General features: G+C 75.2%; 16 protein-coding genes. 4 read left to right on the forward strand and 12 right to left on the reverse strand.

The features are described 5' to 3' along the window. Position 1: 1 nt before the first annotated feature. The 6 genes from OG774_RS16725 to OG774_RS16750 all read right to left on the reverse strand — a co-directional run bounded on the left by OG774_RS16725 (position 2) and on the right by OG774_RS16750 (position 5975). Positions 2-1864 (reverse strand): diol dehydratase reactivase subunit alpha, encoded by a 1863-nt coding sequence (locus OG774_RS16725; protein WP_328302427.1) that lies wholly within the window; start codon positions 1862-1864, stop codon positions 2-4. 4 nt (positions 1865-1868) lie between these two features. Then, positions 1869-2453, reverse strand: coding sequence for a propanediol/glycerol family dehydratase medium subunit (locus tag OG774_RS16730; RefSeq protein ID WP_328302429.1), 585 nt, complete (start codon positions 2451-2453; stop codon positions 1869-1871). Continuing rightward, complete coding sequence (locus OG774_RS16735; protein ID WP_328302431.1) at positions 2450-4171, reverse strand: propanediol/glycerol family dehydratase large subunit; 1722 nt, start codon at positions 4169-4171, stop codon at positions 2450-2452. The genes OG774_RS16730 and OG774_RS16735 overlap by 4 nt, the downstream gene beginning before the upstream one ends. A gap of 1 nt (position 4172) precedes the next feature. After that, the gene (locus OG774_RS16740; RefSeq protein ID WP_328302433.1) at positions 4173-4613 is read right to left on the reverse strand and encodes a diol dehydratase small subunit; all 441 of its coding nucleotides are present in this window, start codon (positions 4611-4613) and stop codon (positions 4173-4175) included. Between the two features lie 75 nt (positions 4614-4688). Continuing rightward, complete coding sequence (locus OG774_RS16745) at positions 4689-5093, reverse strand: GlcG/HbpS family heme-binding protein (RefSeq protein WP_274195925.1); 405 nt, start codon at positions 5091-5093, stop codon at positions 4689-4691. 192 nt (positions 5094-5285) lie between these two features. After that, a complete protein-coding gene (locus OG774_RS16750; RefSeq protein ID WP_328302435.1) occupies positions 5286-5975 on the reverse strand; it encodes a GntR family transcriptional regulator in 690 nt (229 codons plus the stop codon). Between the two features lie 142 nt (positions 5976-6117). Here OG774_RS16750 and OG774_RS16755 point away from each other — a divergent pair, with 142 nt between their 5' ends. Beyond that, complete coding sequence (locus OG774_RS16755; RefSeq protein ID WP_328302437.1) at positions 6118-7575, forward strand: LuxR C-terminal-related transcriptional regulator; 1458 nt, start codon at positions 6118-6120, stop codon at positions 7573-7575. Positions 7576-7666: 91 nt separating this feature from the next. On the opposite strand, the gene OG774_RS16760 is transcribed toward OG774_RS16755, so the two are convergent. The 4 genes from OG774_RS16760 to OG774_RS16775 all read right to left on the reverse strand — a co-directional run bounded on the left by OG774_RS16760 (position 7667) and on the right by OG774_RS16775 (position 11756). After that, the gene (locus OG774_RS16760) at positions 7667-8656 is read right to left on the reverse strand and encodes an aldo/keto reductase (RefSeq protein WP_328302439.1); all 990 of its coding nucleotides are present in this window, start codon (positions 8654-8656) and stop codon (positions 7667-7669) included. 9 nt (positions 8657-8665) lie between these two features. Next, a complete protein-coding gene (locus OG774_RS16765; RefSeq protein WP_328302441.1) occupies positions 8666-9661 on the reverse strand; it encodes a glycosyltransferase family 9 protein in 996 nt (331 codons plus the stop codon). After that, positions 9661-10800: a glycosyltransferase family 4 protein gene (locus tag OG774_RS16770; RefSeq protein WP_328302443.1), complete on the reverse strand. Its 1140-nt coding sequence runs from the start codon at positions 10798-10800 to the stop codon at positions 9661-9663. The genes OG774_RS16765 and OG774_RS16770 overlap by 1 nt, the downstream gene beginning before the upstream one ends. Before the next feature lie 74 nt (positions 10801-10874). Further along, positions 10875-11756 carry an MBL fold metallo-hydrolase gene (locus tag OG774_RS16775; protein WP_328302445.1) on the reverse strand — a complete coding sequence of 294 codons (882 nt, stop codon included), beginning with the start codon at positions 11754-11756 and terminating at the stop codon, positions 10875-10877. A gap of 37 nt (positions 11757-11793) precedes the next feature. On the opposite strand from OG774_RS16775, the gene OG774_RS16780 reads away from it, so the two are divergent. From OG774_RS16780 to OG774_RS16790, 3 genes are read left to right on the forward strand one after another with little or no spacing between them, the layout of a single operon-like run. Further along, positions 11794-12873 (forward strand): glycosyltransferase family 9 protein, encoded by a 1080-nt coding sequence (locus OG774_RS16780; RefSeq protein ID WP_328302447.1) that lies wholly within the window; start codon positions 11794-11796, stop codon positions 12871-12873. After that, the gene (locus OG774_RS16785; RefSeq protein WP_328302449.1) at positions 12873-13190 is read left to right on the forward strand and encodes a hypothetical protein; all 318 of its coding nucleotides are present in this window, start codon (positions 12873-12875) and stop codon (positions 13188-13190) included. The genes OG774_RS16780 and OG774_RS16785 overlap by 1 nt, the downstream gene beginning before the upstream one ends. Before the next feature lie 54 nt (positions 13191-13244). Beyond that, a complete protein-coding gene (locus tag OG774_RS16790) occupies positions 13245-13691 on the forward strand; it encodes a DUF2267 domain-containing protein (RefSeq protein WP_328302451.1) in 447 nt (148 codons plus the stop codon). A 76-nt stretch (positions 13692-13767) separates the two neighbouring features. Here the strand turns inward: OG774_RS16790 and OG774_RS16795 are convergent, their stop codons facing one another. Next, positions 13768-14289, reverse strand: a complete 522-nt coding sequence (locus tag OG774_RS16795; protein ID WP_328302453.1) for a hypothetical protein — start codon at positions 14287-14289, stop codon at positions 13768-13770. Positions 14290-14355: 66 nt separating this feature from the next. Continuing rightward, positions 14356-15744, reverse strand: a complete 1389-nt coding sequence (locus OG774_RS16800; RefSeq protein WP_328302455.1) for an aldehyde dehydrogenase family protein — start codon at positions 15742-15744, stop codon at positions 14356-14358. Between the last annotated feature and the right edge of the window lie 30 nt (positions 15745-15774).

Raw genomic sequence — 15774 nt, forward strand, 5'->3', positions numbered from 1 at the left:
CTCATGAGGCAGCCGCCCGACGCTGCAGCTTCTCGGGCGCCGGGCCGGCGGCGGTCCCGGCGTGCGCGTCCACCAGGCCCGCGGCCACCGCGTTGCGCGGGCCCTCGGTGCCGTGGACGTTGCCGATGCCGCACACGACCCCGTAGGGGGCGAGCGCGTCGGCCACCATGCCGGGGATCTCGAAGTCCAGCGCCGACCCGCCCAGCAGCACCACTGAGCCGAGCAGACGCAGCGAGCCCTGCGGGGCGACCTGCGCGAGCGCCCGCAGCGCGTTGACGACGAACACCCGGCGCTTGGCCTCGCGGCGCACCCGCCGGACCTCCTCGAGCGGGCCGCGCACGGGCACGGCCGCGAGCCCCTCGGGGGTCACGGTGACGACCTTCGCGAAGACGTGCGGCGGCAGCGGCTCGGAGAAGAACTGCACCGTGCCGTCCTCGTGGCGGACGTGGAAGAAGCTCTCGACCTTCGCCAGCGGGTGGCGCTTCACCGACTCCGCGGCGTCCCGGTCCTCGAGACCCAGCTCCGAGTCGATGAGCTTGGTGACCAGCTCCCCGGCCCCGGCGACGTGCACCGCCGACACGGCACCGTCCCGGTCGAGCAGCGCGGCGTCGGTGGAGCCGCCGCCCATGTCGATGATCGCGATCGGCACCGAGGTGCCCGGTGTGGTCAGCGCGCCGCGCACGGCGACCTCGCCCTCGACCCCGCCGATGATCGTCTCGCAGCCCAGCTCGTCGGAGAGCGCCTCGGCCACCGCCTGCATGCGGCTGCGGCTGGTGCGCACCATCGCGGCGAGCGCGACGGCGTTCTCCCGCGAGACCTCACCCGCGAGCCCGCCGCGCACCACGGCCGGCACGAGGGTGTCGACGGCGAGGACGTCGCGGATCCGGATCTCCGAGGCCGGCTGCCCGGTCACGTCGGTCATCGTGTCGCGGACCTTCGCGAGCATGCCGCCGACGTGCGTCCCGGCCTCGCCGTGCACGTCGTCGAGCGGCGCGACCCGTCCGATCGCCTCCATGATCGCGTCGGCGCCCTCGTCGACGCCGACGTCGAGCGAGCGCCCGGCGCCGGAGAGGGTCAGGGTGCCGACGGGGATGCGCCGGTCGGTGACGTCGCCGGCCGGGGTGCGGACGACGACCGCGGACCGGTTGCCCGACAGCGCCCGCGCCACCGGGGACACCTGGCGGGTCTGCTCGGCGTCCAGGTCGAACGTCGAGGCGAGCCCGTAGGAGTCCGACAGGGTGCGGATGGTGCGCCCGGGTGCGGCCACCTCGACCGCCGCGAGCATCCCCAGCGGCACCCGGTCGACCGCGGACACCTCGTCGACCACCGGGATCCGCCGCGTCAGCCGGTTGACGACGAGCACCGCGTCGTCGCCGTGCAGCACGGCCGCGACGACCTCGACGCCGCGCTCGCCGGCCGTGTTGAGCAGGTGCGCGACGTCGTCGAAGTCCGCGCCGGCCCCGACCACGACGACGACCGGGACCTCCTCCTCGACGGTTGCGAGGTCGTCGAGGGACACCGTCATCCCGACCCCGAGACCGTCCCCGCCCGGCGTGTCGGGGTTGTGCCCGATCATCGTCGACTCGGTGATGATCGTCTCGGTGATCGTCTCCATCGCCAGGCCGCTGATCACCGGCGTGGCCTCGTTGAGCAGGACGGTGGCGAGCTCACCGGCCGGCCGCCCGGTGGCCTCGAGGGCCCGCCGGACGGCCGTGACGGCACCGGTGGTGTTGTCCGGGGTGCCTTTGACCCCCGTCGTCCGGGTCAGCGAGGACGCCAGTCGCCCGACCTCCCCGTCCTCGACGTCGGCGATGCACGCCTCGGTCGTGGAGTTGCCGATGTCGACGCCGATGACGAGGGACACGCGTTCAGTCCACCTTCGTGATGACCGGTTCGACCTCCACCGCCTCGCGGGAGTGGTCGATGCACTCGAACTCCTTGAGGTGCAGCAGCGCCGCCTTGGCCTGCCAGCGCGGGCGGGCCATCTGGTCGTTGCGCGTCGGCACCGGCTTGGGCGACTGACCCTGCGCGTACTGCGCGGCGTTCGCCCCGATCATGCGGAAGACCTCGGCGTCGAGCAACGGGGCCTGGGGGAAGAGCTCCAGGTTCGACAGCCGCGCCAGGTCGCGCTGGTGGAGCACCGTGGTGCCCCGCGACAGCACGCCCACCGCGATCCCCGAACCCGACAGCTTGGCCCCGTGGTGTGCGATCGCCGCGAGGTCCGCGGTCTTGTAGACCTTGATCACCCGCGCCACGCCGCCGCGCTCCTCGATGCCCGCCAGCAGCTGGCGGATCACCTCGGCGTGCGGCACGTCCACGATCGTCTTCGTGAACGGGTCCCCGAAGGCCGGGGACAGCGCGATGACGACCTCCTCGGGCCGGGTGCCGCGCTCGGCGGGCCCGACCTCGTTGAGTGCGAGCGTGCGGACGGAGTCGACGGGCGCGGCGGTCATACGACCTCCTCCTCGGGGTTCTCGGCGGAGGTGACGTGGCGGAGCTTCTTGAGCTCTTCCCACCGCTCGCCGGTCAGGCGGTAACCGGTGCCGGGTCCGGCGTAGTCGTTGGCGTCGTTGATCGCCGCCAGCGGGGTGAAGTCGCCGGTGAGGACGGCGGCGGTCTGCAGGAGGTCGCCCGAGACGCGCTGGCGCAGGACCTGCAGGTAGTTCTCGGCGACGTCGCCGAACCCCGCGCGCTCGAGGAACCGGACCAGGTCGATGCCGGTGATGCCCCGCTCCATGACGCTGCGGGCGCCCTCGAGGTCGGCGAGCACGTCGCGGTCGGGGTAGTCGTCGCTCGAGTTGGCGTAGGTCGCCGCCTCGATCTCCTCGTCGGTGATCGGCGGGAGGTCGAGCTCGGCGAACAGCGCCTGCATGGCGCGCGCGGCCTTGTTGCGGACCTGCAGGATCACGTCCTCGCGGACGTGGCGCAGGCCGCCGTCGACCTGCATGTCGCGCTGGATGACGTTCCAGTCGTCGTAGTCGTCGGTGTCGAGGTTCGACCCGGCGAACATGTTGTCCTTGTTCGGCACCGCGGAGTACCCGGAGCACACGAAGTCGGTGCCCGGCAGCATCTGCGGCAGCAGCCGGCTGGTGCGGCGCATCGCCGAGTGGGAGAACGACTGGTCGTTGCCGGAGGCGCACTCCAGGTCCATCCAGCTGGCGACGAGGTTCTCCGCCGCCACCGCACGGATGCCGCCCGGCACCGCGCCGGGCACGCCGATGCACGAGATCGAGCCGTTCTGCAGGCCCTGCACCCCGGCGCCCTTGGCCATGAGGATGCAGCGGATCTCCAGGTACAGCATCGAGCGGCCCTCGGCGTTGCCCATCTGCACCTCCGACCCGGTGCCCGACGTGAAGCGCATCTTGATGCCGCGGCTGGCGTACGCCGAGGCCAGGAACGCCTTCGACCACGGGGTGTCGTCGCCGTCGACGAACACCGACTCGGTGCCGTAGATCGAGATCGTCTCGGCGTAGGCGGTGATGCCGCGCATGCCGAGGTCGAGCTCGGTCGCCTCCTCGAGCGCGCACTGGGTGAGCACGCCGCCGCGCCCGACCTGGCCGCCGACCTGCAGCCCGATCGCCACGAGCGGGGCGTAGCGCACGACGCCGAGGGTGGTCTCCAGCTCGGCGAACCCGCGGACCGCGCCCTCGGCGGCGTCGGCCGCCACCTGGATCGGGTTGTCCTTGGCGCTCGTCGAGTGCGCCTGGTTGGCGGGCGTGCGCCGCGAGCGGGTCTTCTGGATGCCCATCATGATCTCGACGACGTTCATCAGCTTGACGACGTCGAGGATCTTCGCCGGGGTCAGGCCCCGGCCGACGGCGACGACGTCGGCGCGCGAGGTCCGCGGGTCGACGAGCATCCGCGCGATCTCCACCGACTCGGTCGCCATGGCGGCCTCGCAGGTGTCGACGTCGATCGCGTGGTCGGCGATGAACGTGTCCATGAAGTCGAACTGGTCGCGGGTGCGGCCGTCGAGCTCGACGATCCGGCCGTCCTCGACGCGCACGGACGGCTGCGGGTCGAAGTCCGACTCCATCGCGACGAGGCCCTTCTCGGGCCACTCCTCGACGAAGCCGTCCAGGTTGACGGGTCGGTCCTCCAGGACCTCGGTGCGCTTGGACGTCGTCAGGGACGCGCCCGTTCCCTCGGCGCGGGGTGCGACGGCAGTCATCTCAGGCCTCCTCGGCGAGCAGGTTGCGGGCTGCGTAGACCTGGGCCGCCTCGCGGACGAGGGCGGCGCACGTGGTGGCGGAGTAGGTGTTCTCGAGCTTCGAGGCGATCTCCTCGAGCTGGGCCGCCGTGGAGGCGTTGGGCCGCAGCGAGTTGTACATCTCCAGGACCTCGGCGTCCGGGATGGTGGTCATCTCCGAGGCGCGCTGGAAGTTCTCGGCGAGCTGGCGGCGGCCGGCGGCCGCGGCGAGCTGGCCCTGCAGGGCCAGGGTCTCCGGGCTGATGCGCAGGTCCTCGGACGTGATGTCCCCGGCGACGACCGCGGCCATCGTCAGGTCGTCGAGGGTCTTGCCGGTGGGCGTGTGCAGCAGCTCGGGGCGGTGGACCGAGAGCGGGTAGTCCGCAGCGGTCAGTTCGGGCGCCAGATCTGGGTTCGTCGTCATGGGGTCTTCTCCTTGACCGAGGTGGTCGCGGTGGGCACCACGACGTCGGCGGCGGTGGTCGGTGGCGGGGTGTGATCAGGCCTTGACGGCCGCGACCGCGGCCTCGGCGACCTGGACGTCCTGCTCGGCGGACCCGGCGCTGACGCCGACGGCGCCCACCAGCTCGCCGTCGCGCTGCACGGGGATCCCGCCGCCGAAGACGACCATCCCGCCGGCGGTCTGCTCGAGGCCGTAGAGCTCCGCGCCCGGCTGCACGAGGGGCATGAGCGCGGCCGTCGGCGCCTCCATGAGCAGCGCGGTCGACGCCTTGCGCTGGGAGATGTCGATGCTGGCCCGGATGGCGCCGTCCTGACGGGCGAACGCCAGCAGGTGGCCGCCGGCGTCGAGGATCGCGACGTTCATCGGCTGGCCGATCCTGTCCGCCTCCGCCAGGCCGGCGTCGAGCATCCGACGGGCCTCCGCCAGGGTCAGTCCCGGCATCCGGGTCACCTCCGCGCAGTGAGTGGGCGCCCTGCACCGGACCGGCCCGGGGACGGGCCGGTCGGGGAGGGCGGCCGGGCACCGCCCGGCGAGGCGACGCTAGGAGCGCGGAGGCGTCCCGGACCACGGGGACATTCCCACCGGGTCCCCTGGGGGATTTCCCCCAGCCCGCCCGGACGAGCGGGCGGGCCGCTACCGGCCCAGTGCGCTCGCGCCGCCGGCGCCGGCCGTACGACCGGCCACCGCGCCGCGCGTGGCGTCGAGGTGCTCGCGCAGACGCAGCACGGCCTCGTCGGCGACGCCCCGGCCGAGCGCGTCGACGATCGCCTCGTGCTGGGCGAGGATCTCGTGCGGCCGGTGGGGGCCGCGGTCCAGCGAGCCGAGGTTCATGCGCAGCTGCCGGTCGCGCAGCGAGGCGTAGAGCTCGAGCAGGATCATGTTGCGGGCGCTCTCGACCAGCGTGATGTGGAAGCGCCGGTCGGCCTCGGCGAAGGCCGGCTCGTCCGCCGCGGCCAGCGCCGCGCGCTGGATGTCGAGCACCTCGTGCAGGGCGTCGGCCACCACGGAGCGGTCGGCCGCCGGCGACCCGCAGAGCTTGGTCAGCGCGTGGCCCTCGACGAGCTCCCGGGCCTCGAGCACCGCCTCGACCTCGCTGGGGGACACCGCCACCACCAGCGCGCCGCGCTTCGGGAACAGCCGCAGCAGCCTCTCGGCCTCCAGACGCAGGAACGCCTCCCGCACCGGGGTACGGCTCATCGCGAGCGCATCGGCGACCTGACCCTCGGTGATGAGATCACCACCCGGGAGCGACCCGTCGAGGATGCGGGCCTTCGTGTCGCGGTACGCCCGCTCCTTCGCCGACATCCCGCCGGTCCCCGTCACCGCACCGCCCTTGCCCTCGGAGTCGCGGTGACCCTACTCTCACTGCATCGATGCATCTTGTATGCATGCGGTGACCGGTCGGAGCTGACGATCGGGAGCGGTGTCGTGAGGACCGTCGCCGAGGACTCAGGGAGGGCCACCGGTGGTCGTACCGGCACTGTCCAGCGTCGTCACCGCCTCCCCCTCGGCGCCCGCCGCGCCGGACCCGCTGCTGCGACGCATCGCCGACCACCTGGGCACCCTCACCGGGGGTGACGGCTGGGTCGTGCGGGTCGACGAGGCCACCGGCACCTGGACCGTGCTGGCCGGGCCGGACGCCGAGGGTGTCGCCGTGCCCGGGAGCGTCGTCGAGGAGCTCGTCGCGACCTGCGACCCGGTGCTGGTCGACGCTCCCGGCGGGCCGGGCGTGCTCGCCGTCCCCGTCCGCCGCGGTCCGCGGGTCGTCGGCGCCTGCGTCGTCACCGCCGGGCGCGGCGGCTTCTCCCCCGCCGACCTGCACCTCGCCGAGCTGTTCGCCGACTACGCCGCCCTCGCGCTCGCCGACGGAGGCGTGCTCGCCGGGCGCACCCTCGAGCAGGCCGTGCGCGAGGAGCTCGCGTGGGTCGAGGCCCGGGGCACGACGCGCGCCGACCTCATGACCGTCGGCGCCGGGACCGTCGCCGACGACGTGGCCGACGAGGTCTTCCGCATGGTGCAGGAGGCCCTGCTCAACGTCGCGGTCCACGCCGACGCCGCGTGCGTGCGGGTCGGGCTGCTGCACGGCCCCGGGACGCTCACCGTCCTCGTCGAGGACGACGGCCGCGGGTTCGACGCGGGCGCCCAGTCACGCCGGCGCGTCGCGGCCGCCGGGGCGCAGCTCGGGCTGCGGGCCATGGCCGCGCGGGCGCGTCGGCTCGACGGCGAGCTCGAGATCGACAGCGCGCCGGGCCGCGGCGCCCGCCTGCGGCTCACCGTGCCCTGCACCGCGGGCCCGGTACCCGCCCCCGGCCGCACGCGCACCGGCGTCGTGGTCGCCGCGCGGCGTCCCGTCGTCCGGGCGGGCGTCGTCCGCCTGCTGCAGCTCGGCGCGCCCGGGCTCGGCATGGTCTCCGAGGTCTCGCCCACCGGCACCGCCCACGACCTCGCCGGCGCCTGCCGCCTGCTCGGCCCCGACGTGCTGGTCGTCGAGCACGACCTGCTCGGCGACGATCTCGTCGCCCAGCTCGACGCCCTCGCCGCCCTGCCCGATCCCCCCGCCGTCGTCCTGCTCGCCGACCACTGCCCCGACGACCGGCTGCGCGCCGCCGTCGCCGCCGGCGTCAAGGGCTGCGTCGACCCGGACGCGGGCGCCGAGCGCCTCGTCGCCGTCGTGACGGCCGCCGGGCGCGGCGAGAGCCTGCTGGCCGACGACCAGCTCGGCCGTCTCGCCGCCCCGCCCCGCCCGGCCACCGGCATCACGCCCCGCGAGACCGAGGTGCGCCGCCTCGTCGCCCGCGGCCTCACCGACCGCCAGATCGCCCGCACCCTGGCCATCTCGGCCAAGACCGTCGAGAAGCACGTCGGGTCCCTGCTGCGCAAGACCGGCACGCACAACCGGACGATGCTGGCGCGGTTGGGCTGAGCGTCCGGGGTTTCGCAGCGAACGTCCTATCGGCGTGCTCAGCTGGACGTTCGCTGCTTCTACGCGCGCGAAGTCCCCGTTCGCTCCGGGATCAGCCGACGCCGAGCTGCGCGCGGGCGATCCCGGTGAGCGCTGAGAAGCCCCCGACCGGCCGGAACGACTCGGCGGCGACGGTGAGCGCGACGTACTCGTCGTCGGTCAGCGTGATCTCCGCGGCCGCGCAGTTGCTCTCGAGCTGGGCGACGCTGGACGCGCCGGGGATGGCGACGACCACCGGGTGGTGGATGGTCCAGGCCAGCGCGACCTGCGAGGGCGTCGCGTCGTGCGCGTCGGCGACGGCGCGCAGCGTCTCGATCAGCGGCGTGACGCGGCGCAGGCTCTCGGGCAGGAAGACCGGGTTGAGCGAGCGCACGCGGTTCGCGGGCCGGTGGTCCGCGTCGAACTTGCCGGACAGCAGGCCCTGGGCGAGCGGGCTGTAGGCGAGGATCGCCCGCCCGGCGGTGCGGGCGTAGGGCAGCAGCTCCTTGTCCGGCCCGCGGGAGACGAGGCTGTACTGCACCTGGTTGGAGATCACCTGGCTGCCCAGCGCGGTCTCGGCGCCCTGCCAGCGATCCAGCGAGTAGTTGCTGACGCCGACCTCGTCGACGACGCCCGCGGCCTGCAGGGTCCGCATGCCGGCCATGGTCGTGCCGTCGCCGACCACCGGGTTCGGCTGGTGGACCTGGTAGAGGTCGAGCTTGCGGCGCAGCCGGGCGGCGCTGGAGGTGCCGCGCTGGACGACGACCTGGTCGACGGGGAGCACCGGGAAGATCTTCGACGCGACGACCGTGGTCTGCGGGTCGGCGTCGGCGCGGTCCAGGGCGTCGCCGAGGATGCGCTCGCTGCGCCCGAGGCCGTAGACCTCGGCGGTGTCGAACACGGTGACGCCGAGCTCGAGGGCGCGGGCCACGATCTTCGCCGCCTCGCTGTCGGGGCCGGCGGCGTAGTCCTGCCCGTACCCCCACTCGCGGGAACCGAACTGCCAGGTGCCCAGCCCGATGGCCGACCACTTCTTCGCCGTGGGGAGATCGAGGTAGCGCATCTCCCCGTTCTACCCGCCGGCGACCACGGCCCCGCGCACACGGTCGACGGTGAGATCGAGCAGACAGGCGGGCTCGGGCGCGAGCGGGCAGGCAGCCTCCCACCAGCAGACCTGCTCGGTGATGGCCGTCGGCATGCGGTGCGGGCACTCCGGGAGGCCCTGGAGGTTCGTGCCCTCCTCCAGGCCGTAGCGCGCCGCGGCCGTCGGGCCGAAGAGCGCGACCGTGCGGGCGCCGACCGCTGCAGCCAGGCGCACCGGGCCGGTGTCGGGGCCGACGACGACCCCGCCGGCCTCCGCGACGGCGGCGAACTGCGCGGCGAGGCCGCGGAGGTCGGTCGGGGGGAGCTGCCCGGCGCCGTCGACGGCGCCGATCGAGAGGACCGGGCCGGGGAGGGAGGCCGTCAGCTCCGCCCAGCGGCGGGCGGGCCAGCGCTTGACCGCCATGCCGGCGTCGGGGACGAGGACGGTGGGCGCGGTTCCTTCACCGCGAGGATGCGGATTTCCTGACGTTGAGTGCCAGCGTGGACGCAGGGCTTGCACGAGCGTGTGCCGTCCGGCGGCGAGCTCGGCGGGGTCGAGGACGACGCGGGGCGGGCGGACCGTGTCGGCGATGACGCCCTCGGCGGCGAGGATGCGCTGGTAGCGCTCACCCACCAGCTCGTCGGGGGGCGGGCGCCGCCAGAGGTTGCTCACCGCCCGGGTCCCGCGGGCGGTGGCGTCCGCGTCGACGAGGTCACCGATGCCGTCGAAACGGGTGGTCGTGACGGTGAGGTCGGGCGCGAGGTCGGCGAGCGCCGCCTCGACCGCGGCGCGCTCGTCGTGCTTCTCGGCGGTGCGGACGGCGGCCACGGCCGGGTCGCGCGCCAGCAGCGGGGCCCCGGGGGCGTGGGTCAGGACGGTGAGCTCGGCGTCCGGGTGCGCCTCGGCCAGCGCGTGCACGCTCGGCAGCACCATGATCAGGTCGCCGAGCCCGCCGAGCAGGTCGACCACGAGGACGCGGCGCACTACGGGAGCACCGCCCGGTAGGTGGCCACGTGCGACGCCGCGAGCCGGTCCCAGTCGCGGCCGCGGACGAGGCGGTGCCCGCCGGCCGCGACCCGCGCGCGCAGGTCGTCGTCGCCGAACAGGCGGCGCAGCCCGTCGTGCAGGACGTCGGCGTCGCGCACCTGCGGGGCGATCACCACGGTCTCGCCGTCGGCGAGGTCGGGGTCCGCGGGGGCGTCGGGGCGGCGGGTGACCAGCGTCGGGAGCCCGTGGTCCAGCGCGGCCAGCAGCGCGCCGCTCTTGAGCGTCGCCCCCGCGGTGAACGGGAACGCCGCGACGTCCGCGGCCTGCAGCGCGGCCGAGACCTCGCCGGCGGGGCGGTGCCCGGTGATCGTCACGCGGTCGATCGCGCCGGCCCCCGCGATGTGCGCGGTCAGCTCGTCGCGGAACGCCGCGGCCTCGTCCTCGGGCAGGGCGAGCGAGGTGAACCCGCCGAGCACCAGCAGGTGCAGCCGCGGACGCTCGGCGGCCAGGCGCGCGACGGCGTCAACGAGGTAGCGCAGGCCCTTCACCGGGTGCACGAAGCCGAAGAAGACGACGAGCTCGGCGTCCGCGGGCACGCCGAGGGCGCGCCGGGTGGTGGCCCGGTCGGGAGCGTCCGGGTCCACCTCGACGTTCGGCAGCAGCGGGGCGCGGCCGGCCTCGACGCCGAGACGGTCCCGCAACGTCGCGGCGTGCTCGCCGTTGGTCGTGAGCACCGCCGCGCTGCGCGGGACGAGGCGCCCGGTCTCCCGGTCGGCGAGGCGGCGGCGCTCGAGGAACGACCACACGCCGTCCGGCACCCGGGGCGCCCACGACCACCAGCCGTACTCGTGCAGCGTCGTCACCAGCGGCATCCCCGCGAGGTCGCCGAGCAGCCCCGGGGCGCCGGAGAACCCGAACGCCGAGGGCGCGAACTGCACGTGCGCCACGTCCGCCCCGCTCGCGCGCAGCGACCGCGCCGCGCGCAGCAGCCCGCGGGCCCCCGGGTCCACGGGCACGTCGACGACATCCACGCCCTGGCGGTCGAGGGCCCGCGCGAGGTGGACGGTGTAGTCGGCGACGCCGTCGTGCGCGGGATCGGCGCGCCCGTGGACGAGCGCGACGCGGAGGTCTGCCACCCGCCGTCGGTACCCGATCCCGCCCGTTCGCTCACCAGACGCCCACGCGCACCCCATCGGTGGGGTCATCGGGCTCAGTCATCGGCGGGCACGTAGATCGAGCAGGCGTCGAACACGGCCTCGCGGACGGGGTCGGCGTCGCAGTCGCGCGCCGGGCGCAGGACCGCCCCGTCGACACCGCCGGCGAGCAGGCGCGCGAAGGCGTCGGCCACCTCGCGCAGGTAGGCGCCCTCGGCGACCGCGCGGCCGAAGTGCGCCATCAGGACGAGGTGGACGTCGAGCTCCGCCAGCCGGGCGGTGGACGCGGCGAAGGCGGGGAGGTCGGCCTCCGGGGCCTGCGCGTAGGTCGGGCCGGTGTTGACCGTGTCGCCGGCGAGGAGCAGGCCGGCGCGCTCGTCGAGGAAGCAGACCGAGTCCGGGCTGTGGCCCGGCGTGTGGAGCACGCGCAGCTCCCGGCCGCCGAGGTCGACGACGTCCCCCTCCGCGAGGAGGTCGGGCGTGGGCGCCGGCCCGGGCACCCAGGTGGTCTCGTCGACGCCGGGCGGCAGCGGGCGCGGATCGGAGTCGGCGGAGAGCAGGTGGAAGAAGTCGCGGTCGAGCGCCCGGTAGGCGTCGGCGGCGGCGAGCATCCGGCGGGTGTGGGCGAGGTAGCGGCGCCGCTCGGCCGCGCTCGCGCCCGCCGTCAGCTCGGCGACCCCGGCCGGGTGGATCGCGACGCGGGAGAACGCGGCGTCGCCGCCGACGTGGTCGAGGTGGGCGTGGGTGTGCACGACGTCGACGGGCCGGTCGGTGAGCGCCTCGACCACCGGGCGGATCGGGGCGATCCCGAGCCCGGAGTCGACGAGCACCGCGCGGTCGCGCCCGGCGACGAGCCACGAGTTGACGTGCCCCGGCTCGGCGACCAGCCAGACGTCGCGGGCGACGGGCCGGGTGTGGAACCAGGGTGACCAGCTCACGGGGTGAGCCTGCCAGCACCTTCGGGTACTCGTCGCCGTGCCCGACCTCCCCGCCGACCTCCGGCACCCCGCCGCGCACCGCCCCGGGTACGGCGACCCCGACTGGTCCGCGATGCGCCGCATCCTCGTCGTGCGTCCCGACAACGTCGGCGACGTGCTCATGACCGGGCCCGTGTTCCGGGCGCTGCGCGCCGCGGCGCCGCACGCGTCGCTCGACCTCCTCGCCTCCCCCGGCGGCGCGGCGGCCGCCGCCCTGCTCCCCGAGGTCGACGACGTCGTCACCGCCTCCGTGTCCTGGCAGCAGCTCGACCTCGTCCCGGGCGCCGACCCCGACGCCGATCTCGTCGCCGAGCTCACCGCCCGCGACCACGACGCCGCGATCGTGCTCACGTCGTTCTCGCAGTCGCCGTGGCCGGCCGCCGAGCTCGCGCGCCGCGCCGGCGTCGGCGTCCGGGTGGGCACGTCGAAGGAGTTCGGCGGCGCCCTGCTGACCCACTGGGTGCCGGCGCCGCCCGACGAGGTGCACCAGGTCGACCGCATGCTCGGCCTGCTCGCCGCCGTGGGCGTGCCGCCGCAGGGGCACACGCTGCACGCCCGAGTCCCCCTCGACGCCCACGTCCCCGCCGCGCTCGACCTCGCCCGCTACGCCGTCGTCGCGCCCGGCGCGAGCTGCCCGTCGCGACGCTGGCCCGCCGAGCGGTTCGCCGCCGTCGTCCGGGGACTCGCCGACGACGGGCTGACGGTCGCGGTGACGGGCACCGAGCGCGAGGCGGAGCTCGTCGCGGCGGTCGCCGGCGACGTGGGGCTCCCGGTCACGGGCCTGGAGCTCGGCGACCTGGCGGCGGTGCTCGCCGACGCCGAGGTCGTCGTGGCCAACAACTCCGGCGGCGTGCACCTCGCCGACGCCGTCGGCGCCCCGGTGGTCGAGCTGTTCGCCGGCACCGAGACCGTCGACCAGTACCGGCCGCGCTCCACCCGCGCCGAGGTGCTCACGCGTCCCGTGTCCTGCAGCCCGTGCCGCCAGCTCGTGTGCCCGTTCGACCAGGAGTGCCTGGCGATCGGCCCCGACGAGGTGCTCGCGGCGTCCCGGCGCCTGCGTCGCGTCGGGGTGGCGTGATGGTCGAGCACACCGAGGACGGCCACTACGTCGTGATCGACGGACGGCGCTGGCGGGCGACCGACCCGCTGATCCCCGAGGGCGACGCCTCGGTCCTGCGCCGCTGGCTCATGGCGGCGCGCCGGGACGTGGGCACCGCGAAGCGCGCGGACGACGCCGACGCGGAGGCGTCCGCGCGGGCGCGGGTGCACGCGGCGAAGACCGCGCTCGGCGAGCGGGGCCCGGAGTGGTGGGAGCAGACCGAGGCCCAGCGCCGCGACCGCTGGACCGACGGAGTGCGACGCGCGGGCGACGAGGGGTTTGCGCCTGCCTCCTGAGTGGGTGCCCGTGTCCGGAGAAGAAGCAGTCACGAGCTGGAGGCACGAGAAGACATGACCACCCCGCCGGTGCAGTCCGACGAGAACCCCGACGACCCGAACCCGGCGCGCTCCAGCGCGACGCTCGCGGCGTTCACCGGGCAGGTCCAGCGCCGGATCGGGCTGGAGACGCAGTCCGAGGCCGAGGTGCTGGTCCGCGCCACGCTGAACGAGCTGGGCAAGGCGGTGAGCTCCGGCCTCGCGCAGGACCTCACGGTCAGCCTGCCCCCGGAGCTCTCCGCGGAGCTGCGTGCCCAGCGCCCGAAGGACGACCAGGCCCGCTCCGTCACGAAGGAGGCCTTCGTCGACGCGGTCTCCGGGCGCGTGACGTCCGTGGACGCCGAGAAGGTCGAGCACCAGGTGGAGCAGGTGCTGCACCTGCTGCGCGAGTGGCTGCCCGAGGACCAGGTCGACCGGACCCTCGAGCAGCTCCCGGGCGACCTCGTCGCCCTCGTGCGCTGAGGCGAGCGACCTCGATTCCGGTGGCGGAACCCGCGCTGAGCGCGGGTTTCGCCACCGAGGTTCGTCGCGGGACCCGTCAGCCGGCGCCCGTGGTGAGGCGCGGCTGCTGAGCGCCGCCACCGCCACCGCCCTGGCCGCCACCGTTCTGGCCGCCACCCCCGCCGGCCGGCGGGTCGACCGGCGCCGGGGCCACGGGCTCGGGCTCCGGGACCACGGGCACGACCGGGATCGGGCGGGTCGTCCGGCGGGCGGTGGTGGTCTCGTCGTCGACGGTCCGGCGTGGTGAGCGCGTGGTCGTGCGCGTCGTCGTCTCGCTGGTGTCGGTCGTCGTCGCCCCGACCGACGGCGGCGGGCCGAGTACCGGCACGACGGGCGGGGGCGGGACCGCGAGCGAGGCCTGGGGCCCCGCGACCGTCGAGAGCATCGGCGTCGCCCCGGTCGCGACGCCGACCCCGAGCACGCCCGTGACGGTGGCCGCGACGCCCGGCACCGACCGGCTCAGCACCAGCGGCCACCGCGGCGCCGGGCGCGGACGACCCGGCCGGACGAGTGCGGTCGTCGGTGCGGCGGCCGTGACGGCGTCGTCGTCATTGGTCACGTCGGGCTAATGAGAGCATTCGTCCGGGGGTCACAGGTCGATCAACACGTACTCAGGGTCAACAGCTCACGGAAGTGGCGACCAGTGGACCACCTTGGTGGTGGTCATCTCGTCGAGGAGCTCCGGCCCGTAGCCGAAACCCGACCCCGACACCCCGCGCGGCTCGGCCGCCCCGCCCGGCGCGCCGCCGAACACCGAATTGATCTTCACGGTGCCGACGGGGAGCTCGCGCCAGGCCTGCTGGGCGTGGGCGATGCTGCCGGTGAGCACGGTCGCGGCGAGTCCGTGCGGGTCGTCGATCGCCTCGGCGAGCCCGTGGGCGAAGTCCTCGACCACCCGGACCGGCGCCACCGGCCCGAAGGTCTCCTCGCGCAGGATCGTCATCGCCGGCGTGAGCCCCGAGAGCACGGTCGCCGGGTAGAAGGCGCCCTCGCCCTCGGGCACGAACCCGCCCGCGTGCACCCGCGCACCGTCCTCGATCGCGGCGGCGACGTGGGAGTGGACGTGCTCGCGGTGCCGGCGGTCCACCACGGGGCCGAGGGCCTTCTCGCCCGCCGCCGAGGGCCGGTAGACCCAACGCGCGGCCTCCTCGGCCAGCGCGTCGAGGAACGGCTCGGCAATCGCCGCGGCGCAGTAGATGCGCTCGACGGAGACGCACACCTGGCCGCCGTTGGCGTAGGAGCCCAGCGCCGCCTGCTCGGCGGCCCAGCGCGGGTCGACGTCGGCGTCGACCACGAACGGGTCGTTGCCGCCGTTCTCCAGCAGGACGTGCGCGCCGGTGCCTGCGGCGGCCTGGCGGATGGCGCGCCCGGCGTTGATCGAGCCGACGTGGGCGACGAGGTCGATCGACGGGTGCCCGGACAGCGCGGCGCCCGTCGGGCCCGCCCCGTCGACGATCTCGAGGACGCCCTCGGGCAGGAAGGACGCGACGAGCTCGGCGAAGCGCCGCCCGAGGTGCGGGCAGCGCTCGCTGGGCTTGTGCACGACGGTGTTGCCGGTGACGAGCGCCGCGCCGATCAGGCCGCCGGCCACGGCCACCGGGTCGTTCCACGGTGTGATCACCGCGGCGACCCCGCGGGGCTCGGGGACCATGAGGTCGGTCGCGTCCCACGAGCCCTGCAGCGAGCGCCCGCGGTGCAACGGGCCCAGCTCGGCGCACTGCTCGAGCGTCCCGGCCGCGGCCAGCACCCCGCCCAGGGCGTCGTCGTAGGGCCGCCCGGTCTCGGTCTCGTTGAGGCGCGCGAACTCCTCGGCGACGCCCCGCAGCGCCCCGGCGGCGTCGCGCACCAGGCCGGCGCGGTCGCCGGGCGCCGTGCGGGCCCAGGCGTCGCGGGCGGTGCGCGCCCGGCCCACGGCGGCGTCGACCTCGTCGGGGCCCGCGGGGCGGACGCTGCCCACGAACTCCCCGGTCGCGGGGTCGTGGATCTCGATGGCGGTGTCGGTGGGAGTGCTCACGGGGTCGGGTTCCACCTCGGGGCCCCGGGT

Origin of the sequence: Actinomycetospora sp. NBC_00405 (assembly GCF_036044095.1) — a bacterium.
In the GTDB taxonomy this organism is placed as follows: Bacteria; Actinomycetota; Actinomycetes; order Mycobacteriales; family Pseudonocardiaceae; genus Actinomycetospora; species Actinomycetospora callitridis.

Coding starts and splice junctions, on each gene's coding strand:
- OG774_RS16730 (WP_328302429.1), bottom strand. CDS start 2,453: ATGACCGCCGCGCCCGTCGACTCCGTCCGCACGCTCGCACTCAACGAG.
- OG774_RS16735 (WP_328302431.1), bottom strand. CDS start 4,171: ATGACTGCCGTCGCACCCCGCGCCGAGGGAACGGGCGCGTCCCTGACG.
- OG774_RS16740 (WP_328302433.1), bottom strand. CDS start 4,613: ATGACGACGAACCCAGATCTGGCGCCCGAACTGACCGCTGCGGACTAC.
- OG774_RS16745 (WP_274195925.1), bottom strand. CDS start 5,093: ATGCCGGGACTGACCCTGGCGGAGGCCCGTCGGATGCTCGACGCCGGC.
- OG774_RS16760 (WP_328302439.1), bottom strand. CDS start 8,656: ATGCGCTACCTCGATCTCCCCACGGCGAAGAAGTGGTCGGCCATCGGG.
- OG774_RS16785 (WP_328302449.1), top strand. CDS start 12,873: ATGGTCGAGCACACCGAGGACGGCCACTACGTCGTGATCGACGGACGG.
- OG774_RS16790 (WP_328302451.1), top strand. CDS start 13,245: ATGACCACCCCGCCGGTGCAGTCCGACGAGAACCCCGACGACCCGAAC.